Origin of the sequence: Symbiobacterium terraclitae (genome assembly GCF_017874315.1) — a bacterium.
GTDB lineage: Bacteria > Bacillota > Sulfobacillia > Symbiobacteriales > Symbiobacteriaceae > Symbiobacterium > Symbiobacterium terraclitae.
In genome coordinates this window covers 42,171-63,237 of sequence record NZ_JAGGLG010000024.1, presented here as the reverse complement: position 1 = coordinate 63,237, position 21,067 = coordinate 42,171, and the positions used below count along the sequence as shown (strand labels likewise).

At 71.3% G+C, this 21,067-nt stretch carries 15 protein-coding genes and 2 tRNA genes; 16 read left to right on the top strand and 1 reads right to left on the bottom strand.

Annotated elements, in window-relative coordinates:
- Positions 1 to 184: 184 nt before the first annotated feature.
- The 15 genes from hisZ (at position 185) to J2Z79_RS13095 (ending at position 17,557) form a co-directional block, all read left to right on the top strand.
- A complete protein-coding gene (hisZ, locus tag J2Z79_RS13165; protein WP_245302741.1) occupies positions 185 to 1,378 on the top strand; it encodes an ATP phosphoribosyltransferase regulatory subunit in 1,194 nt (397 codons plus the stop codon).
- Positions 1,379 to 1,398: 20 nt separating this feature from the next.
- Positions 1,399 to 2,064: an ATP phosphoribosyltransferase gene (gene hisG, locus J2Z79_RS13160; protein WP_209467350.1), complete on the top strand. Its 666-nt coding sequence runs from the start codon at positions 1,399 to 1,401 to the stop codon at positions 2,062 to 2,064.
- 437 nt (positions 2,065 to 2,501) lie between these two features.
- Positions 2,502 to 3,782, top strand: coding sequence for a histidinol dehydrogenase (gene hisD, locus J2Z79_RS13155; protein ID WP_209467349.1), 1,281 nt, complete (start codon positions 2,502 to 2,504; stop codon positions 3,780 to 3,782).
- A 68-nt stretch (positions 3,783 to 3,850) separates the two neighbouring features.
- Positions 3,851 to 4,444 (top strand): imidazoleglycerol-phosphate dehydratase HisB, encoded by a 594-nt coding sequence (hisB, locus tag J2Z79_RS13150; protein ID WP_209467348.1) that lies wholly within the window; start codon positions 3,851 to 3,853, stop codon positions 4,442 to 4,444.
- A complete protein-coding gene (gene hisH / locus J2Z79_RS13145; protein WP_209467347.1) occupies positions 4,444 to 5,082 on the top strand; it encodes an imidazole glycerol phosphate synthase subunit HisH in 639 nt (212 codons plus the stop codon). The genes hisB and hisH overlap by 1 nt, the downstream gene beginning before the upstream one ends.
- On the top strand, positions 5,049 to 5,828 hold the full coding sequence (locus J2Z79_RS13140) for a 1-(5-phosphoribosyl)-5-[(5-phosphoribosylamino)methylideneamino] imidazole-4-carboxamide isomerase (RefSeq protein WP_209467346.1): 780 nt from the start codon (positions 5,049 to 5,051) through the stop codon (positions 5,826 to 5,828). Before hisH ends, J2Z79_RS13140 begins: the two co-directional genes overlap by 34 nt.
- Before the next feature lie 151 nt (positions 5,829 to 5,979).
- On the top strand, positions 5,980 to 6,744 hold the full coding sequence (gene hisF, locus J2Z79_RS13135; RefSeq protein ID WP_209467345.1) for an imidazole glycerol phosphate synthase subunit HisF: 765 nt from the start codon (positions 5,980 to 5,982) through the stop codon (positions 6,742 to 6,744).
- The gene (gene hisIE, locus J2Z79_RS13130) at positions 6,741 to 7,433 is read left to right on the top strand and encodes a bifunctional phosphoribosyl-AMP cyclohydrolase/phosphoribosyl-ATP diphosphatase HisIE (protein WP_245302731.1); all 693 of its coding nucleotides are present in this window, start codon (positions 6,741 to 6,743) and stop codon (positions 7,431 to 7,433) included. The genes hisF and hisIE overlap by 4 nt, the downstream gene beginning before the upstream one ends.
- A 5-nt stretch (positions 7,434 to 7,438) precedes the next feature.
- Positions 7,439 to 8,527 carry a histidinol-phosphate transaminase gene (gene hisC / locus J2Z79_RS13125; protein WP_209467344.1) on the top strand — a complete coding sequence of 363 codons (1,089 nt, stop codon included), beginning with the start codon at positions 7,439 to 7,441 and terminating at the stop codon, positions 8,525 to 8,527.
- Between the two features lie 316 nt (positions 8,528 to 8,843).
- A complete protein-coding gene (locus tag J2Z79_RS13120; protein WP_209467343.1) occupies positions 8,844 to 13,715 on the top strand; it encodes an Ig-like domain-containing protein in 4,872 nt (1,623 codons plus the stop codon).
- On the top strand, positions 13,709 to 14,806 hold the full coding sequence (gene amrB / locus J2Z79_RS13115) for an AmmeMemoRadiSam system protein B (RefSeq protein WP_209467342.1): 1,098 nt from the start codon (positions 13,709 to 13,711) through the stop codon (positions 14,804 to 14,806). The genes J2Z79_RS13120 and amrB overlap by 7 nt, the downstream gene beginning before the upstream one ends.
- Positions 14,807 to 15,345: 539 nt before the next feature.
- Positions 15,346 to 15,436: transfer RNA gene (locus J2Z79_RS13110), tRNA-Ser, on the top strand.
- 243 nt (positions 15,437 to 15,679) lie between these two features.
- Positions 15,680 to 15,770: transfer RNA gene (locus tag J2Z79_RS13105), tRNA-Ser, on the top strand.
- Between the two features lie 227 nt (positions 15,771 to 15,997).
- On the top strand, positions 15,998 to 16,498 hold the full coding sequence (locus J2Z79_RS13100; protein WP_209467341.1) for a hypothetical protein: 501 nt from the start codon (positions 15,998 to 16,000) through the stop codon (positions 16,496 to 16,498).
- Between the two features lie 72 nt (positions 16,499 to 16,570).
- Entirely contained in the window at positions 16,571 to 17,557 is a 987-nt protein-coding gene (locus J2Z79_RS13095) for a sensor histidine kinase (protein ID WP_209467340.1), read from the top strand.
- Positions 17,558 to 17,620: 63 nt separating this feature from the next.
- Here J2Z79_RS13095 and J2Z79_RS13090 read toward each other — a convergent pair whose 3' ends face one another.
- Complete coding sequence (locus J2Z79_RS13090; protein WP_209467339.1) at positions 17,621 to 18,244, bottom strand: lytic transglycosylase domain-containing protein; 624 nt, start codon at positions 18,242 to 18,244, stop codon at positions 17,621 to 17,623.
- 245 nt (positions 18,245 to 18,489) lie between these two features.
- Between J2Z79_RS13090 and J2Z79_RS13085 the strand changes: the two genes are divergently transcribed.
- A complete protein-coding gene (locus J2Z79_RS13085; protein WP_209467338.1) occupies positions 18,490 to 21,054 on the top strand; it encodes an ATP-dependent helicase in 2,565 nt (854 codons plus the stop codon).
- The last annotated feature ends 13 nt before the right edge of the window (positions 21,055 to 21,067 follow it).

Below are 21,067 nucleotides of genomic sequence, written 5' to 3'. Positions count from 1 at the left end.
GAATCGACTCGGAGTGCTTGACGAAACGCCGGATGCGTGACCCGCATGTCCGGTGTTGTGAGAGGCCGTAGGGCGACCCTACGGTCTACTCGATTCCCCTTGACCGGCGTGTCCATTTATGGTAACCTCTTTTTAGTTTGTTACCACATTAGCCAACTAAAGCGCGGAGGGGATCGCCGTGAGCATGCCCGTCACCCGCACGCAGGTGCCCGAGGGGGTCCGAGACCGCCTTCCCGGCGAGGCGGCCCGGATGCGCCGGCTGTCGGACCAACTCGATGGCGTCTTCCGCACCTGGGGTTACCGTGAGGTGGCCACCCCGGTCATCGAGTACCTGGAGGCCGTTGCGGCGGGCGCGGGGAACTGGGGGCGCCCGGAGGATCTCTACCAGCTGTTCGACCGGAAGGGGCGCACGCTCGCCCTGCGGCCGGACATGACCACCCCCATCGCCCGCCTGGCGGCGACGCGCCTCAACGGCGAGAGCCTGCCCCTCAGGCTCGCCTACTTCGCCCCCGTCTTCCGCCACCGGGACCTGCGGGCAGGCGCCGCCAGCGAGATCTGGCAGGCCGGGGTGGAGCTGGTGGGCGCGCCCGGCGAGGCGGCGGACGCGGAGGTGATCGCCCTGGCCTGCGCCGCGGTGAAGGCCGCGGGGCTGGAGGGTTTCCGCATTGGCCTCGGCCACGTGGGCATCGTGGAGGGCCTCTTCCGCGCGGTCGGCGTGGCCCCCGGGACGGCCGCGGAGCTTAAGGAGGCGATGGTCTGCCGGGACCTGGTGGCCTTCGAGAACGGCGTCGCCCGGGCCGGCCTCGTCGGCGACCGGGCGGAGCTGCTCCTGGGGCTGGTCCACTTCCACGGCACCCTCGCCCAGGCGCAGGAGCGGTTTCAGGGCGCGGGCGCCGAGGTGGCCGGAGCCCTGGCGCACCTGGCACGGGTCCTCGAGCTGCTCGAGGCCCTCGGCGTGGCAGACCGGGTGAGCCTCGACCTGGGGCTGGTCCGCTCGCTGGGCTACTACACCGGTGTCGTCTTCGAGGGATACCTGCCGGGCATCGGCGCCCCGGTCATGGGCGGGGGCCGGTACGACAACCTGCTCAGCGAGTTCGGCACGCCCCTGGCCGCGACGGGGTGCGCCCTGGAGGTGGACCGGCTGCTGATGGCCCAGGAGCAGCAGGGGTGCACTGCTGCACTGCCGGGCCTCGACGCCGTCATCGCCTGCCCGCCGGGCCGCGAGGCCGACGCCATCGCCTGGGCGGCCCGCCTCAGGGCCCAGGGGCTCGCCGTGGAGGTGGATCTGCTGGGACGGACGGGGGAGGAGCTGGCCACCTACGCCCGGGCCCGGGGCGCCGCGCGGGTGCTCAGCCCCGAGGTGCCGTCGATCCACTAGCCAGAAGGGAGCCTGGATACATGTCGCCGCTGACCATCGCCCTGCCCAAGGGCCGCCCCTACGCGGCCACGGTCCGCTTCCTGCGTGAGGCCGGCCTGGCGGGGCCCGAACTGGAGGAAGACGAGGGGCGCAGCCTGTACATCGAGTGCCCGGCGCAGGGCACGCGCTTCATCATCGCCCGGGACTCGGACGTGCCCACCTATGTAGAGTACGGGGCCGCCGACCTGGGGATCGTGGGCAAGAACGTGCTGATGGAGGCCGAGCCGCAGGTCTACGAGCTGCTGGACCTGGGCTACAGCCAGTGCCGCTTCGTGCTGGCGGCCCCGGCGGGGGTCGACGCCAAGGCCCTGCTGAGCGGGCGCTCCACCCAGCGCGTGGCGACCAAGTACCCCCGCATGACGGAGGCGTACTTCAACAGCCGGGGCATCCAGGTGGAGACCATCTTCCTGCACGGCTCCATCGAGGTGGCCCCGAAGGTGGGGCTGGCCGACCTCATCGTCGACATCGTCGAGACCGGCCGCACCCTGCGCGAGAACAACCTGGTGGTGGTGGAGGAGCTATGGACCTCCTCCATGCGGCTCATCGCCAACCGGGCGGCCTACAGGCTCCAGGCGGAGCGGATCGGCCCGATCGTCCAGAGCCTGAGGGGGCGGATCGGGCTGCGGGACCTGTCCGGGAACCAGTAGTTGCGGTCGACGACGCCGGCCGGCAGCACCGGCAGCGGGACGCCCGCCACCAGCGGGACGGGGGCCGTGCCTCCCGCCCGGTGGGGCCCCGAGGTGTAGCTCCGGTACGCCGGCCCGTCCGCCTCCGACGGCGCGCCTTGGCCGCCGGACGCGGCGGCGCCCGGGACGGAGGCCCGCTGCGCCTTCTGCGCCAGGTGGCCCATCAGCGCGAGCAGGTGGAGCGCCTGCTCCCCGGTGAGGGGACCGGTTGGCTGCGGAGCGTCGGCAGGTGAGCTGGCGGACGGCGGAACCCTGGACGTCGGCCCGCCGGTGGGCGGCAGGCCTGCCGTTGGCTGGAAATCGTTCGGCTGGTTGATGGTGACCGACCTCCTTTCGGGAGTCGTTCTATTCTATGTAAAGCCCGCCTGTGGTCGCAGAGGGCGAGGAGGCGCAGAGCATTGTTGAAGCAGTGGGACCCGCAGGCGTTCCTGCAGTTCCTGGATCAGCGCAGGAGCCAGTTTTACCCCGAGATCGAGGCGCAGGTGCGCGCCATCCTGGAGCGGGTGCGGTCGGAGGGCGACGACGCCCTCTATGACCTGACCCGGCGGTTCGACGGGGCCGACCTGCGGGAGGCCGGCCTCATGGTGACCGAGGCAGAGTTCGCGGCGGCCGAGGCGCAGGTGACCGAGGCGTTCCGGGCCGCGCTGCAGGTGGCGGTCGACAACATCGCCGCCTTCCACCGGCCCCAGGTGCCCAACTCCTGGTTCATGACCCGGCCGGACGGCACGATCCTGGGGCAGCAGGTGCGGCCCGTCGACCGGGCGGGCATCTACGTGCCCGGGGGCTCCGCGCCGCTCTTCTCCTGCCTGCTGATGACCGCCATCCCCGCTGTGGTGGCCGGCGTGCGCGAGGTGATCGTCTGCACGCCGCCGGACCGGGAGGGGCGTATCGACCCGCACATGCTGGCGGCCGCCCGGGCCTGCGGGGTGAAGGCGGTCTACAAGGTCGGCGGCGCCCAGGCCATCGGGGCGATGGCCTACGGCACTGCGACCGTCCCGAGGGTCGACATGATCGCCGGCCCCGGCAACTACTACGTCACCCTCGCCAAGAAGCTGGTCTTCGGCCCGGTGGGCATTGACATGCTGGCCGGCCCGACCGAGGTGCTGGCCGTGGACGACGGCTCCGTCGACGCCGAGTGGCTGGCCGCAGACCTGCTGGCGCAGGCCGAGCACCCCAACGGCATGGTCATCCTCGTCACCACGGCAGGGCATGACCGGGTCGCCCGGATCGGCGAGGCGATGGAGCGGCAGACCGCCGCCCTGCCCCGGGCCGGGACGATCAGCCGCTCGGTGGCCGAACTGGGGGCTGCGCTCCTGGTCTCCAGCCTCCGGGAGGCGGCCGACATCGTCAACGCCGTCGGACCGGAGCACCTGGAGGTCAACGTGGCCGATCCGTGGGCCTTCCTGCCCATGGTGCGCCACGCCGGGTCCATCTTCATGGGCCCGTGGACCCCCGAACCCATCGGCGACTACATCGCCGGTCCGTCCAACGTGATCCCCACCGAGGGTACGGCCCGCTACGCCTCGCCCGTGAACGTGGAGACCTTCATCAAGCGGTCGGCCGTGACCTGTTACAGCGAGGCGGCGTTCCGGGCTCAGGCGCCCCACGCCGTGCAGCTCGCCCTCACCGAGGACCTGCAGGCGCACGCCGGCGCCATGCAGGTCCGCCTCGGGAAGTAGCTGCAGTGGCGGCGGGCGCCGACGGCCACGGCAGGCGGCGTCCAGGGCGATACGAGGAGGCAGAGATCATGGCAGAGCGACTCGGGCAGGTGGCCCGGAGGACCCGTGAGACCGACATCGCCGTCACCTGGCGGCTGGACGGCGCCGGTCGGGCGGAGATCGCCACCGGCGTGCCCTTCTTCGACCACATGCTCCACCAGATCGCCCGCCACGGGCACTTCGACCTCACCGTGCGGGCAAGGGGCGACCTGGAGATCGACGCCCACCACACGGTGGAGGACACCGGAATCACCCTGGGGCAGGCGCTGCGCCGGGCTCTCGGCGACGGCGCCGGGATCTGGCGCTACGGCTCGGCCTTCGTCCCCTTCGACGAGACCCTCGCCTTCGCCGCCATCGACGTGAGCGGGCGCCCGTACCTGCACTTCGACGCCGCCTTTCCCGCCCAGAAGGTGGGCGAGTTCGACACCGAGCTGGTGCTGGAGTTCTTCCGGGCCCTGTCCATCAACGCCGGCATCACCCTGCACCTGAAGGTGCACTACGGCCAGAACACCCACCACATGATCGAGGCGCTCTTCAAGGCCTTCGCCCGGGCCCTGTCCGATGCCGTGGCGCTGGATCCCCGGGTCCAGGGGATCCCCTCGACCAAGGGAGCCCTGCTGTGATGGCCCGGATCGTCATCGTCGACTACGGCATGGGCAACCTGGCCAGCGTCCGGAACGCCCTGCGGGCCGTGGGCCACAGCGCCGAACTGAGCGACGACCCCGCAGCGGTGGCCGGGGCGGACGGCCTGGTGCTCCCCGGCGTGGGCGCCTTCGGCACCGGCATGCGGAACCTGGCCCGCCGCGGGCTCGACCGGGCGGTGCGGGAGGCGGCCGCGGCCGGCCGGCCGATCCTCGGCATCTGCCTGGGGATGCAGCTGCTGTTCGAGGCCGGCGAGGAGGGCGGGCTGCAGCCGGGGCTGGGCCTCCTGGAGGGGCGGGTGACCCGGCTGCCCGACGGGGTGCGCCTCCCCCAAATCGGCTGGAACCAGGTGGCGCCGCAGGTGGACCACCCGCTCTTCGCCGGGCTGCCGGTGCCGTTCTGGGCCTACTTCGACCACACCTACGCCGTGGAGGGGGAACCGCTGCCCACGACACTGGCGTTGACGGACTACGGCCGCACCTTCGCATCGGTCGTGGGCCGCGATAACCTGCTGGGCATCCAGTTCCACCCCGAGAAGTCCTCCCGGGCGGGGCTTGCGATGCTGGCCAACTGGGGGCGCATGGTATGCGATTTGAGCTCTTCCCGGCGATCGATCTGAAGGGCGGCCAGGTCGTCCGGCTCCGGCAGGGCCGCATGGACGAGGCCACGGTCTACGATGCGGACCCGGCGCGGGCGGCGTCCCGCTGGGCGGCGGCCGGGGCCCGCTGGATCCACGTGGTGGACCTGGACGGCGCCGTGCAGGGCCGTCCGCGGAACGGCGCCGCCGTGCGGGCCATTGTGGAGGCTGCGCGCCGCGCGGCGGGGCAGCAGGCCGCTGACCCTGCGGTGCCCGGCGTGCGGGTTCAGCTGGGCGGCGGGCTGCGCAGCCTCGAGGCCGTGGAGGCGGCGCTCGCGCTGGGGATCGCCCGGGCGATCATCGGCACCTCGGCGCTGGAGGGCGACCTGGCGGCCCGGGCGGTGGAGCGCTTCGGCCCGGACCGGATCGCCGTGGCCATCGACGCTCGGAACGGCCTGGTGGCCACCCGGGGCTGGGTGGAGGTGACGCAGGTCCGGGCCGTGGACCTGGCGGCCCGGATGAGGGCCGCCGGGGTGCGGACCATCCTCTACACCGACATCGCGACCGACGGGATGCTCACGGGCCCCAACTTCGCCGAACTGGAGGTCATGGGCCGGACCGGGCTCGCCGTCATCGCCAGCGGCGGGGTCTCGTCGCTGGACGACATCCGCCGGCTCATGGCGATCCCCGGCCTGGTCGGGGCGATTCTCGGCAAAGCGCTCTACACGGGCGCCGTCGACCTGCAGGAAGCGCTCGCGGCCTGCCGGCAGGCTGCGCCGGAGCCGTAGCCCCGGGCGGCCCGGCAGCAGGCCGGCAGGCCGCCGTAGACCGTGGTGGCGTCGCATCGGACCGCCCGGTGGCCGCAGCGCGCGGCAGCCCGAGGGGTCTGAGGCGGCTAAGGACGTGCTCCAGCAAGAGCGAGGAGGAGGCGAAGGCAGCGTGCCCCTGGCGAAGCGCATCATCCCCTGCCTGGACATCAGGGACGGGCGGGTGGTCAAGAACGTCCAGTTCCACCTGAACACCTGGGACGCCGGCGACCCGGTGGCGCTCGCCGCCGCGTACGACCGGCAGGGGGCGGACGAGATCGTCTTCCTCGACATCAACGCCTCCTACGAGGGGCGGGCGGCCACCCTCGACCTCCTGAGCCGCGCGGCGGAGCAGGTCTTCATCCCGCTCACCATCGGCGGGGGTGTCAGCACGGTGGAGCACGTGAAGGCCTACCTGCGGGCCGGGGCGGACAAGGTCTCGGTCAACACCGCGGCCGTCCTCCGGCCTGACCTCATCAACGAGATCGCCGACCAGTTCGGCTCCTCCACCCTGGTGGTGGCCATCGACTGCAAGCGGCGGCCCGAGGGGGGCTGGGAGGTCTGGCTGCACGGCGGCCGGACCCCCACGGGCATCGACGCGGTGGCCTGGGCCGCGGAGGCCGCCCGGCGCGGCGCGGGCGAGCTGCTGGTCACGTCCATGGACGCCGACGGCACCCGCGAGGGCTACGACATCCCGCTCCACCAGGCCCTGGCCGACGCGGTGGGGGTCCCCGTGATCGCATCCGGCGGGGCAGGGAGCCTGGCGGACATCGCCGAAGTTCTCACCGCTGGCCGGGCCGACGCCGCCCTGGCCGCCTCGATCTTCCACAGCGGCGAGCACACGGTGGGGGAGGTGAAGGCCTTCCTCCGGGAGAGAGGGGTGCTGGTGCGATCATGATGGAGACGGTCAAGCTGAAGTGGGGGCCGGACGGGCTGATTCCGGCCATCGCGCAGGACGTGCGGACCGGCCAGGTGCTGATGCAGGCATACATGAACGAGGAAGCGCTGCACCTCACGCTCGAGACCGGCACCGCCTGGTACTGGTCCCGGAGCCGGCAGTGCCTGTGGCAGAAGGGAGGCACGTCGGGCCACTACCAGCGGGTCCGGGAGGTGCGCACCGACTGCGACGGCGACTCGCTCCTGCTCCTCGTGGAACAGGAGGGGGTGGCATGTCACGAGGGCACCTACTCCTGCTTCACCCGGCGGGTGGACGGCTCTCCCCGCGCCATGATCGGCACCGCCTTCTGGCCCATCCAGCCCGACGAGACGGTGCCATACGACATCGGCACGATCCTGCGGGAGGTGACCGCCGTCCTGCTGGACCGGCGGGCCCGCCCGGATCCCGCCAGCTACACCAGCAAGCTCTTCAGCAAGGGGCCCGACGCCTACTGCAAGAAGATCGGCGAGGAGGCCACCGAGGTGGTCCTCGCCGTGAAGAACCGCGACAGGGAGAACCTGGCCTTCGAGGTGGCAGACGTCTGGTTCCACACCCTCGTCGCCCTGGTGGACAACGGCCTGGGCCCGCAGGACGTGGCGGAGCAGCTGGCCAGCCGGCGGGGGAAGCGGCGGGAGAAGAAGGAGGAGTGAGGGCCGTGGCGGGTGTGCGCGCCGCCGTGCAGGCGATGAGGCCCTACGTTCCCGGCAAGCCCGTGGAGGACGTGCAGCGGGAGCTGGGGCTCACCGACCTGGTGAAGCTGAATCAGAACGAGAACCCGCTGGGGCCGTCTCCCCGGGCGGTGGAGGCGGTCCGGGCGGCGCTGGCGAGGGCGCACACCTACCCCGAGGGGAGCGCCCGGGCGCTCCGGGAGCGGCTGGGCCGCCTGTGGGACCTGCCGGCGGACTGGTTCCTGGTGGGCAACGGATCCGACGAGGTCTTCCGGCTGCTGGCCGAGGTCTTCCTGGAGCCCGGCGACCCGATCGTGGTGCCCGGGACCTCCTTCTCGGCGTACCGCTTTGTCGGCGAGCTGATGGGCGCGGAGGTCGTCGAGGTGCCGCTGGCGGGCTGGACCATGGACCTGCCGGCGATGGCGGAGGCCGCGGCCCGGCATGGGGCACGGCTGCTCTTCCTCTGCCGGCCCAACAACCCCACCGGGGCGGTCTTTCCCGAGGCGGACCTGCGGCGGGCGATGGCGCGAATTCCGGCGTCGACCCTGGTGGTGCTGGACGAGGCCTACCGGGAGTTCGACACGACGCCGTTTGACAGCCGCTCGCTGCTGCTGGACCACCCCAACCTGGTGGTCACCCGGACGTTCAGCAAGATCTACGGCATGGCCGGCCTCCGGCTCGGGTACGGGATCATGCGGCCGGAGGTCCTGGCGCCGCTCTATACCGCCCGGGATCCCTTCAGCGTCAACGGGCTCGCGGTGGCGGCGGGGCTGGCGGCCCTGGACGACGTGGAGCACCTGCAGCGCACCCAGGCCCTCACCCGGGAGGGCAGGGCGTATCTCTACGCCGCCTTCGAGCGGCTGGGGCTGCCGTACGTGGCCAGCGAGGCCAACTTCGTCCTGTTCGACGCGGGGCGGCCGGCGGCCGAGGTGTTCGACCGGCTCCTGCGGCGCGGCGTGCTGGTGCGCCCCTGCGGCTCCTTCGGCCTGCCGACCCACCTGCGGGTGACGGTGGGGACGCCGGAGGAGAACGCCCGCTTCGTGGCGGCCCTGGAGGCGGTGCTGCGAGGCGGTTGATGCGGGCGGAACTGCGGCCGGCGACGTACCCGCACGGGGAAGGGCCAGGCTGGTGAACCCCTGAGGCGCCGGGCCGGTTGACAGGCCAGGCAGGGAAGGGTCCGATGGATCCGCCCGAGGCGGCATAGGCTGCGATGCGGGGGCGGGAGGTGCCGGCAGGCGCCTCCCGCCCCCGACGCGCGCAGCGAACCGAATGCCACAGCCGCTGGGCCCGTGCCCGCCTGTTCCCCCCCTGTTGCCCACGGCGAAACTTCGCATCCGGCAGAATCGTCGAACGCGTGAGTTAGCGGAATCCTGATGCCGGGAGTGATGCCGCATGCGCACCAGACGCACCGCGATCGCGCTGGTGGCCGCGCTTGCGCTGATTCTGACCGCGGTCATGGTCATCCGCCCCTGGGGCAGGCAAACCGCTTCACCGCCTCCGCCCCCGCCGCCCGAGGCCGGGGCGGCCGTCGAGGCCGACGTGTCGCTGGAACCGGCCGTGTTCGATCCGGCGGGGCTCGACCCCGCGGGCGAGCTGATCCTCTCCAGCAGGCGCCCGCTCGCGCTGGCCACGGTGCGGGCCGCCCTCTCGGTGGAGCCGGCAGTGGAACTGCGGGTTGAGCAGACCGACGCGGAGGGGACGCGCTTTACCATTGCCCCCGCCGCCGCCCTGCAGCCCGACCGGATCTACCGCTTCCGCCTCGCGCAGGCGGCCGGGGTCGACCGGGACTACCAGTGGTCCTTCCAGACGCGCGCCGAGTTCCGGCTGCTGGGCACCCTGCCGGCGCACCAGTCGACGGGCGTGCCCGTGAACACCGGCATCGAGTTCACCTTCACCCACGACGACTACGCCGACCCGTCCGAGTTCTTCAGCATCAGCCCGCCGGTGAAGGGCCGGTGGGAGCGGCACAGGAAGACGGCGGTCTTCGTGCCCACCGAGCCGCTGGAGCCGGGCACCATCTACACCGTCACCCTCAGGGAGGGGCTGGGCCGCACCCGGGGCGAGGGGCGGCTGGGAGCCCACACCTTCGCCTTCGAGACGGCCGATCCCTCGGCCGAGACGTCGCCGCGGTCGTTCGTCCTCCACGACGCGGCCGCGGAGTTTGCCCCGGACACGACCCCGTACTTCAGCATGTGGGGCCCCGGCGCAGGTGACACCTACTCGGTCGCGGTCTACCGGTACCCAGACGCCGCGCGCTACGCAGCTGCGCTGCAGGAGGCCGCCGCGCTTCCCGGGTGGAGCAGCCTGGCGCGCCAGCGCCACCGGGAGCCCACCGACGGGCTGTCCCCCGTCACCACGCTCGACCTGAAGCCGGTGGAGCTGGACGGCTGGCGCTACCTCGTGCTGCCCGAGCCCGTGCCGCCGGGGTACTACCTCGCGGAGGTCCGGCTGGGTGACGCGGTCCGCCAGGTGCGCTTCCAGGTGACCGACCTCTCCTACTACGTGGCCGAGAGCACGACGGGCAGCCTGGTCTGGCTGAACGACCTGGCGACGGGCCGCCCGGCCGCGGGCGCGGCGCTCTACCGGACCGACGGGGAGCAGGCGGCCACCGCCGACGCCGACGGGGTGGCCTGGGTGGAGGCCCGAAACGCCGGCGGCGAGGTGCCGCATCAGTTCTGGATCGCCCGTTCCGGGTCGAAGGAGGCCGTGGTGCACACCGCGCCGCACGACTACTGGTACCGGTACGGAAGCGGCCGGGACGAGTCGCAGGCGGAGCTCTACTGGCGCTACCTCTACCTCGACCGCACCATCTACAAGCCCGCGGACACGGTCCACGTCTGGGGCATCCTCCACCCCCGCGAGCCGGAGGCCCGGCCGGTGGAGACGGTACGGGTGGAGATCACCCGGAACGACTACTGGCGGGGGGACGGCCGGCCGGCCACCCTGGTGAGCGCCACGCTCCCGGTGGAGCGCTCCAGCTTCATCGGCAGCTTGCCGCTGCCCAACCTGACCCCCGGACACTACCAGGTGAGCCTCCTGGTGGGCGAGGAGCACTTCGCCAGCCGGTGGTTTGAGGTGGCCACCTACGCCAAGCCGGCCTATCAGATCGAGGTGACCCCGGACCGGGAGGCCCTCTTCTCCGGTGAGACGGTCAATTTCCGGGTGCGGGCCACCTTCTTTGAGGGGACGCCGGTGCCCGGCATGAAGCTGAACTACCGCATCGGCTGGGATGGACTCCAGGGCAGTGTGACCACCGACGCCAACGGCGAGGCCGTCATCTCCTACACGCCGCCCCACTCAGGCGAGACCTGGGGGTGGCGGGACACGCTCTACCTCTACGTCACCGGCGGCGAACCCGAGGTGGGCGAGGTGGTCGAAGAGCAGGCGGTCCAGCTGTTCCAGCGCGACGTGATGGCGCAGCCCGAGACGACCCGGACCGGCGACCGGGCCACCGTGACGGTGCAGCTGAACCAGGTGGTGCTGGGTCAGGCAGGCGCAGGCACCGGGCGGGACGAGCAGGGTCCCCCGGTAGCGGGCAGGCCGGTGGAGTTCACGCTGGTCGAGCAGAACTGGAACCGCATTGAGGTCGGGGAGACCTACGACTTCATTGAGAAGGTCGTGCGCAAGCAGTACCGGTACGAGCCCGCCCACCGGCAGGTCGGGAAGGCTACCGTGGAGAGCGATGCCGACGGGCGCGCGGTGTTCCAGTTCCCAATCGACCGCGAGAAGCAGTACGAGGTGCGCTACCGGGTGCAGGACTCCCGCGGCCTGTGGCTCACCGGCAGCGCCTGGGTCGCCGGCGAGTGGTTCTCGTACCCCGATTACGGGGGCTGGCCGCAGTTGGTCGCCGCAGACCCCGAGAAGTACCGGGTGTCGATTGGGGAGCCGGTGGAGTACGTGTTTCAGAAGGGTTACATCAGGCTGGATGACCGGCCCGACGGCTTCCTCTTCTTCACCGCCCGGAGGGGAATCCGGGGGTACACCGTGAAGGACTCGCCCGCGCATACCGTGGCGCTGGAGGCCGCCGACCTCCCCAACCTCACCCTTTACGGCGTCGCCTTTTACGGCAGGGGTTACCTGTCCGCGGAGCGGACCATCTGGGTCGACCCGGAGGAGCGGCGCCTCCGGGTGACCGTGACGCCCGACCAGGCCGAGTACCGCCCCGGCGACGAGGTGCGGGTGCAGGTGGCGGTGCAGGATGCGCAGGGACGGCCCGCCGCCGGGGCGGTGGTCAACCTGAACCTGGTGGACGAGGCGCTCTTCGCGCTGCGGGAGCAGTATGTCGACATCCTGGGCGACCTGTACGGCGATTGGGTCCGCTCGGGCGTTCTGCGGACCTACGGCTCACACGAGCCGCCCCCCGGCGCGGGTGCGGCGGAGAAGGGCGGCGAGGGCGGCGGTGTGCGCCGTGACTTCAAGGACGCCGTCCTCTTCACCAGCGTGACCACCGACGCCGCGGGCCGGGCCGCCGCCTCCTTCCGCGTGCCCGACAACCTCACCAGCTGGCGGCTGACCTACCAGGCCTTCCGCCCCGAGACCGTCGAGGCGGGGAACGGCGCGATCGCCATCCCCGTCAGGCTGCCCTTCTTCGCCGACCTGGTGATGGGCGAGACCTTCCTGGTGGGCGAGCGGCCCATCTTCCAGGTGCGCGCCTACGGCACCGCGCTGACAGCCGGTGAACGGGTGAGCTACCGGATCGAGGTGGAGGGGCCCTCGGGCTACCGGCAGCGCCTGGAACTGGCCGGCCGTCCCTTCGATCCCGTCTCCGTGCCGTTGGAGCCGCTGCCGGCCGCCGGCACCTACTCCGTGCGGGTCACCGCCGCGGCGGGCGGCCTGTCGGACGCACTGGAGCGCACCTTTGCGGCGCGCGAGACCCATCTCGTCGTGAACCGGGTCGACTTCCGGCTGCTGGAGCCCGGGGTCAGGTTGGCCGGAGCCGACGAGGGGCTGACCCACGTGACCTTCCTCGACTGGGAGCGGGGCCGCTACCTGGACCTGCTGCACCGCAACCGCTGGCTCTGGAGCAACCGCTTCGAGGCGAAGCTGGCGCGCACGGTCGCCGCAGAGCTGCTCAAGGAGCACTTCGGCTGGGAGGACCCCTGGCCCGAGCCTGAACTGGAGACGTTCCGCTACCAGACGTCCGACGGGTCCATCGCCATCCTGCCGTACAGCGACGGCGACCTGAAGCTCTCGGCCCTGGCGGCCGACCTGGCGCCGGAGCGGTTCGACCGGGTCGCGCTCTCCCTGTACTTCCGGCGGGTGCTGGAGGACAGCGGGGAGAGCCGCGAGCGGAAGGCCATGGCACTCTACGGCCTGGCCGGCCTGGGCGAGCCGGTGCTCCTGGCCGCCCACGAGTTGCTGGCCGAGCCGGAGCTGACCCCGTGGGAGCAGCTCTACGGCATGCTGGCCGCCGCCGAGCTGGGCGACCTGGAGGCGGTGCGGCCGGTCCACCGGCGCTTCGTGGCGGTGCACGGCGAGGAGATCGGCCGGGACCTGCGGCTGACCGCGGGTGCGAACCGGGACGAGCAGCTGGAGATGACCGCGTTGGCCGCGGTCCTCGCCGCCAAGCTGGGCGAGGCGGATGCTGCCCGGATGATCAGCTACCTCGCGGAGCACCAGCCCGAGGAGAGCCTGGTGCACCTGGAGCTGCTGCTGGCGGCGAAGAGCGGGCTGGATGCCCTGAAGGGAGAGCCGGTGGGCATCGCCTACCGCCTGAACGGCGCGGCGCATGAGAAGGAGCTCAGGCCGGGCGAGCGGCTGGCGCTGGCCCTGCGGCCGGATGAACTGGCTTCGCTGGAGATCACGAAGGTGCAGGGCAGCGTGGCCGCGGTGGTCACGTACACGACGGCGGGGCGGCCCACCGTGACGGCGGCCGGTGGCAGGGTGGTGCGCAGCTACTCCCCGGCGCCCGAGAAATGGAAGCCGGGCGACATCGTCACCGTCACGATCTCCTACACCCTGCCGGCCAATGCGCCGGAGGGGGGCTACGAGCTGACCGATACGCTGCCCTCCGGGCTCCGCTATCTGGAGCGGCCCTGGGCCTACGGTCAGCGGGTCGACTGGTCGACGTACAACAGCTGGGCCCTGCAGGTGGATGGGCAGCGGGTGACGTTCTGGGCCCAGAAAAACGGCTGGCCCATCAGGTACCGCGCCCGGGTGGTCTCGGCCGGCGAGTACCGGGCCGAGGAGGCCGTGCTGCAGCACCAGAAGAGCGGCCTGGTCTACGCCCTGAGCCCGGCGGAGGCGGTGAGCATCAAGTGGTAGGGCGGCGGCAGCTGGCGGCGGCGCTGGTCCTGGTGATTGCGACCGGCCTGCTGGGGCTCGCAGGGGGGCCGCCCGGGTCTGCCCGGGGCCCGCTCGGGCTGGCAGGGGCCGGGGACGACGGGCCTTCGCCGGTCGCGCCCGAGCCGGACGAACGGTTGCCGGCGGCGCCCGAACCGGCTCAGCCCAACGTGTTCTTCAATCCGAAGCTGTTCTACGGCGGCCTCGAGGCGGCCAGGGGGGCGGCGGCCACGGTCGCCGGCCCCCTGGCCGGGGGACTCGTGCCGCACCACGACCTGGCGGCGGAGCTCCTCTCGGGCTTCTTCCTGCAGCTGGAGGCCGAGCCGCCTGAGGTCATCTTCCTGGTGGGGCCGAACCACGACGCGGCCGGGCAACCGGTCATCACCGGCCGGCGGTCCTGGCAGACCGACTTCGGGCTCGTGGAGGCCGACCGCGCGGCGGTGGACGCCCTGGTGGCCGCCGGCCTGGCCGCCGTGGACGAGGCGGTGCTCGCGCGGGAGCACTCGATGGGCACCCTGATGCCCTACATCAAGTACCACGCGCCCGGGGCGCGCGTCGTGCCGCTGGTCCTCCACCGGAACCTCACGCTGCCGGAGCTCAAGCGGCTCGCGGACGGCCTCGCGGAGCAACTGGGTCCCGGACGGATCCTGGTGGCCTCCGTAGACTTCTCCCACTACCTCACGCGCGCCGAGGCCGAGGCCCGGGACGAGGAGACGCTGGCGGCAGTCATGGCGGGCGACCTGGACCGGCTGCTGGGCATGGGCAACGACCACCTGGACTCGCCCGGGGCGGTGGCCGTGCTCCTGATGGCCATGGAGGCCTCGGGCGCGGAGGGGCCGGCGGTGCTGGGACACACCAACTCCGGCCGGATTCTGCGCGACGACCTGGTCGAGACGACCAGCTACTTCACGTTTGTGTTCGTGAACGGCGACGGTGCCAAGGAAGTGTCAGGACCAAGCCTTCCAAGAGACGACCTTGCGGCGTCGCCGTCCTCTGCGGCTGCTCTCAGGCCCGACAAGGCCGTCAAGCCACAGGTGTCTCAATTCGTCGTGGTGACCGGCACCGACACGTAGGATGCATCCGGTACACCCCGTCGTGGTGTAGGTCCTCGCCGGCTGACGTCCGACCGTCGCGTCACTCTCCGAGCAACGGTTCAGGACGCTGACGAGGTTCGCTTTGTGGCCCGATTGCTTGGTGACAATCGATCTCCGCTCGTTCAGATCGGGACGGTGATCCCGGACACGGACCGCACTGCCGAAGTCACGTGGGACATTCCTCGACCGGGGGTGGCCTACATCGTCTGGGCGCAGGCTGTGAAACATCCGACCGTGCCCCTGCAGCAGGGAGATGAGGTTGATTCTGAAGGCAATTGGGTGAGTGCGAGCGGGGCCGTCCATCTGGTGTACTTGCCCGCCCCCGATGATTGACTGTCAGCGTGGAGAAGAACGCAACCAGTGTAGTGCTAAGGTGCGAGATGCCCTGTTACTCGAGTCAAGGAGGATCCCAAAGCAGCATCTGCGCGCAACTTGTGCAAGCAATTCCTGTTGCGTCGAGAACGTGGACATGGTATAGTAACTCATGCGCCGCGCAAAGGCGGCGGAACTGCAGCCGTGGAGAGATACCCAAGTGGCTGAAGGGGCGGCTTTGCTAAAGCTGTAGGGGGCGCAAGTCCCGCGAGGGTTCAAATCCCTCTCTCTCCGCCAGAGGCCGTGCTCGGAAGAGCACGGCTTTTTTCGTTGCGGAGGCGTGAGGCCGGATGGCGAGAGCTGCAGGCACCCGCCTTCGCGTGAGCGGCGGTCGGGCCTGCGGGCGCCCGGTGGCTGAAGCAGGCAGAAACCGGGCGGCGAGCCCGGACGGAATCGCCGCGTGCCATCCGGTTGCGCAGCGCGGGCGGAGATGCTATAGTATCAGATGCGCCGCCGAGAAGGCGGCGGAAGCGCAGCCGTGGAGAGATACCCAAGTGGCTGAAGGGGCGGCTTTGCTAAAGCTGTAGGGGGCGCAAGTCCCGCGAGGGTTCAAATCCCTCTCTCTCCGCCAGACAGGCCGACGGCGAGAGGTGCACACGCACTTCCCGCCGTCGGTTTTTCTCTGGTCATTTCGCGCACCTGACGCCGCCACCCTAAGGTGATCCGACCCGCATCCTGGCCGAGGCGGCCGTGCGGGCAGCGCGCGCCTGACTGCCGTCACTCCGCATCATTGTCCCTCTGGCGGTGAACCCTAGAGGCAAACGTATGCGATGGGCAGTTGGAGGGGGATTTGGCACGGTGCGTGTGCGGTGGGCAGCCATTCTGCTCTGCGCCCTGCTGCTTCAGGGCTGCATGGCGGCGCAGCAGCAGCCACAGCAGTCTCCGGAGCCCAGTGCGGATCAGGTGAAGAAGGCCGTCAGGGAGAGCCTGAGCGAGCCGGACATGAAGGACTTCATCCGCACGCAGGTGCGTGACCAGGCTGGCGTGGAGATGCTCGAGATGGCCCTCGACACCCAGGAGGGGAAGGACGCGCTCAGCGAGGCGGTCAAGAGCGTGCTCAGCTCGCCGCTGGGAGAGCAGGCCATCCAGAAGAAGCTGGTCGAGATGATGCAGGAGCCGATCGTGCAGCATGAGATCCAGCAGGCGATCCGCCAGACGCTGCAGGACATCCTCGCCAAGGGCATCCAGTCCGGTGGACAGGGCGGCAAAGGCGGCCAGGGCGGCCACGGCGGCCAGGGCGGCGGCCAGGGCGGCTCTGAAGGCGGCGGCGGTGGCGGCGGCGGCGGTGGCGGAAGCTAGCGCAGGAGGAGAATCCCCCGGTCCTCACGAACCCTGGCGGTGAGCCTTTCCGGTTCGAGGAGGGGATTCGCAGTGCACGCAACAGAGGCGTCCAGCCTGGTCGCCCAGGCCCTGGAAGGCCTTCTTTCTGCGGTCATCGTCACGGATGACGCGGGGGTTGTGCGCCTGGTGAACAGCCGGGCCCGGGAGTTCTTCGGCCCGGCGGCGGCCGAGGGGCGGCCGCTGGAGGAGGCGGTCTCCGACCTGCTGCAGGTTCGCGGCGCCCTCGCCGGACGGAGGATGGAGGGCGAGCAGGAGGTCGTCTGGCAGGGGCGGTGCCTGGCCGTGTGGAGCGGCCCGATCCTGGAGGAGGGCGGCCGCATCGGGGGAGCCGTCTGCCAGGCCCGGGAAGCCGGGGTATCCGCCGGCCTGGTGGCGGGCGCCGCCCACGAGATCCGCAATCCCCTGGCCGCCATCCGCGGCGGCATCCAGCTGATGCAGGCCCGCGGGGCGTCCGAGCACGCCCGCCACCTCGCGCTCGTCCTGCGCGAGATCGACCGCATGGACCGGATTCTGCGCGACCTCCTGCTGGCGGCCCGCCCTCCGCAGTTCCACCCGGAGCCGCTGGACGCGGCCGGCCTGGTGCGGGAAGTCCTGCAGCTGCAGCGTCCGGCCATGGTGCACCAGGGGGTGGTGCTGGCGGAGGAACTGGCGCCGGAGGAGCTGGCCGTCGGCGACCCCGCGCTCCTCCACATCCTGGTGCTGAACCTCGTGGTCAACGGGCTCGAGGCCATGCCCGACGGCGGGCGGCTCCGGGTCGCCCTCTTCCGCCCCGACGCCGAGCACCTGGTGCTCGAGGTGGCCGACACGGGTCAAGGGATCCCGGAGAACCTGCTGCCCCGGCTCTTTGAACCCTACTTCACGACGAAGCCCCGGGGTACCGGGTTGGGGCTGGCGATCTGCCGGCGGATCGTCCAGCTCCACGGGGGCGATATCGCGGTGGAGAGCAGCCCCGGAAGGGGCACGCGCATCACCGCCACACTGCGCGCTCCGCTGCCGCCCGACGGAACGGGTATGTAGACAGGGAGACGCCCCCGGCCGGCGCTGGCCGGCCGGGGGCGCCTTACGCGCGCGGAGCGGGCGTCACCACGCCCGCTCCACCACCGCAACCCCCTGATACGCCGTGAGCACCCGCCGGCGGTAGGCGTTGCCCTGCCAGCCCTCGGCGGCGCGCGGACCGCCGTTGTACACCGCCAGCGCCACGTCCGCCGAGCCGTACTCCCTGATGAGGGCGGCCAGGTAGAAGGTGCCCATTTCCACCGAGGTCGCCGGGTCGCTCAGCCGGTACTCGGTCAGCCCCATGACCCCGGCGAGCCACTCGCCCGTGGAGGGGAGGATCTGCATCAGGCCCTGCTCGCCGTGCGCGCCCACCGCATCCGGGTCCCAGCGGCTCTCCACCGTGATGATGGCGGCCACGAGACGCGGGTCCACGCCGTACCGCTCTGCGGTGGTGATCACCAGCAGGCGGTACTTCTCGGGGGCGAGGTCGGCGATCAGTTCGGCCTGCGACTGGAGGCGGGCGCGCTCCAGCTCGGCCGGGTCTGGCGGCGGCGCGGCCATCGGATCGAGTTCCGGCTCGGCCAGGTTCGGATCCGAGCCCTCGGCGGGGGCGGCCGCCGTGCCGGCGAACATGGTCGGGACGGCCGCCAGGCCCAGCGCCAGGGCAGCCCAGATGGAACGTCGCCGGCGGAGTAGTCGGAGCAACATGGGGGACCTCCTTTAGGGTCGAAGTGAACAGGTGTTGCTGTTAATATGTGTGAATAATGGGAAGTGACGGATGGCCGTCTATCGCAACGGAACCCACTTTACCAGGAGTGGCAGTGAGATGTCAACACTTACTGTCAACTGCTGGCAGGCGCGGTCCAATGTCGAAGATGCGCAACATGGCAGCGGGAGGAGGTAGGGAGGACCGGCGAGAAATCCACAGGACGCAAGGAAGGTGACCCGCGCTTATGCTGGATGCTGAGTCGGTACGCGAGTATCAGCGGCTGCGCGATGCGGTGCGCAGCTCGCTGCTCCAGGGTCTGAACGAGCAGCAGCGGGCCGCGGTGCTGCACGGGGAGGGACCGCTGCTCATCCTCGCCGGGGCGGGCAGCGGCAAGACCCGGGTGATCGCCCACCGCATCGCCCACCTGATCCTGTTCGGGCCCCATTATGATCCCGAAGCGCTGCCGCCCGAGGAGATGACCGAGGGCGACCTGGCGCGCCTGCGCGCCGCGGTGGAGTGCGGCGGCCGCATCGACACGGGCAGCATCGCGCACCTGCTGGGCGGGGGGGTGGATCCCTGGCGCATCCTCGCCATCACCTTCACCAACAAGGCGGCGGCGGAGATGCGCGAGCGGGTGGAGCAACTGGTGGGTACCCGGGCCCGGGAGGTGTGGGCGGCCACCTTCCACTCCACGTGCGTCCGCATGCTGCGGCGCGACATCGAGCGGCTGGGCTACGGGCGCAACTTCGTCATCCTGGACGCCGACGACCAGCAGGCGGTCATCAAGGACTGCCTGAAGCGGCTCGGCCTCTCCGACCGGCAGTTCCAGCCCGGCGCCGTGCTGGGCACCATCTCCGGCGCCAAGAACGCCATGCTGGACCCGGAGCGGTTCGCCGCGCAGGCCGCCGACTGGTGGCGCGGCCAGGTGGCCAGGGTCTACGCCCTCTACCAGGAGCGGCTGAAGGCCAGCAACGCCCTCGACTTTGACGACCTGCAGTTGAAGTCGGTGGAGCTGCTGGAGCGGTTCGAGGACGTGCGGGATTTCTACCAGCGCAAGTTCCAGTTCATCCTGGTCGACGAGTACCAGGACACGAACCACGTGCAGAACCGCTGGGTCTTCCTGCTGGCCGGCCGGCGGCAGAACCTGGCCGTGGTCGGCGACGACGACCAGGGCATCTACTCGTGGCGCGGGGCCGACATCAGCAACATCCTGGAGTTCGAGGCCCAGTTCCCGAACTGCCGTGTCATCAAGCTGGAGCAGAACTACCGGTCCACGCAGAACATCCTCTCCGCTGCATACGAGGTCGTGCGGCACAACGCCGGCCGCAAGGAGAAGCGGCTCTGGACGGCCGCCGGCGCCGGCGACCCGGTCTTCTCCTTCACCGCCGTCGACGAGCGGGACGAGGCCGCCTTCGTGGCCCGGGAGGTGGAGCGTCTGGTGGCCGAGGGGCTGCCGGACGGCACCCGCCTCACCTTCCAGGACTTCGCCGTCCTCTACCGCACCCACGCCCAGTCCCGGGCGCTCGAGGAGGCGATGGTGCGCCGTTCCATCCCCTACGGCATCTACGGCGGCCTCCGCTTCTTCGAGCGGAAGGAGATCAAGGATGTGCTGGCCTATCTGCGGCTCATCGCCAACCCGGCCGACGTCGTCTCCTTCCGCCGGGCGGTGGGCGTGCCGAAGCGGGGCATCGGGCCCGCCACGGTGGACAAGCTCGTCGACTACGCCGAGCAGTGGCAGGTGCCCGTGGCCACGGCGGCGCTCGACTGCTCCATGGTGCCCGGCCTCTCCGGCACCTACCAGCGGCGCATGGAGGAATTCGGCGCCCTGCTGGAGGAGCTGACCAACCTGAGCGCTCAGTGCACGGTGGGCGAGCTCATTGAGGCCGTCCTGGAGCGGACGGGCTACCTGGACGAGCTGCGGGCCGACACCTCGCTGGACGCGGCGGCCCGGGTGGAGAACGTGCAGGAGCTGCTCTCCATGGCGGCGGAGTTCGAGCCGCCCGAGGGCGAGGAGTTCGACGGCCTCAAGGAGCTGGACTCCTTCCTCGCCACCGTTGCCCTGCTGACGGACGCCGACCAGGTGGGCGAGGGGCAGAACAAGGTCACCCTGATGACCCTCCACTCCGCCAAGGGGCTGGAGTTTCCGGTGGTCTTCCTGGTGGGGATGGAGGAGGGGGTCTTCCCCCACAGCCGCTCGCTCGCCGACGAGGTGCAGATGGAGGAGGAGCGCCGGCTCTGCTACGTGGGCATGACCCGAGCCCGCTTCCGGCTCTACCTGACCCACGCGCTGAGCAGGAACCTGTGGGGCCAGGAGAACTACAACAGCCCCAGCCGCTTCCTCGGCGAGATCCCGGCCGAGCTGGTCCGGCAGGTGACGGCGGCCGGCAGCCCGGCCGCAGGCCGCCAGGCCGTGCCCGACGGAGGGCCGGGTGAGCCGGCCCCGAGCGGCGCGGGCATGGTCCGCCCCGGCGGCCGGTACGGCAGCGGCTACGGCGGCTACGGCCGAGGGGACGGGCGCGGCTACGGCCGCGGGCGGGGCGCGGAGGCGCCCGACGACGACTTCTCGCCGGCCATTGGCTCGGCCGGGTGGGGGAAGACGGCGCAGGCCAGGCGGATGCAGGCCGCCACGGCGCCACCGGCCGAGAAGACGCCGCAGTTCCGCCCCGGCGACCGGGTGGAGCACGACCGGTTCGGTCAGGGCGTGGTGAAGGCCGTGATGGGTGACACAGTAACGGTGCAGTTCGCCGCGGCGGGTCAGCGGGTGCTGGTGGCCTCCTACCTGCGGCCGGCCGGCGGCGGCGAGGCGTGACGCGAGGTGGTGC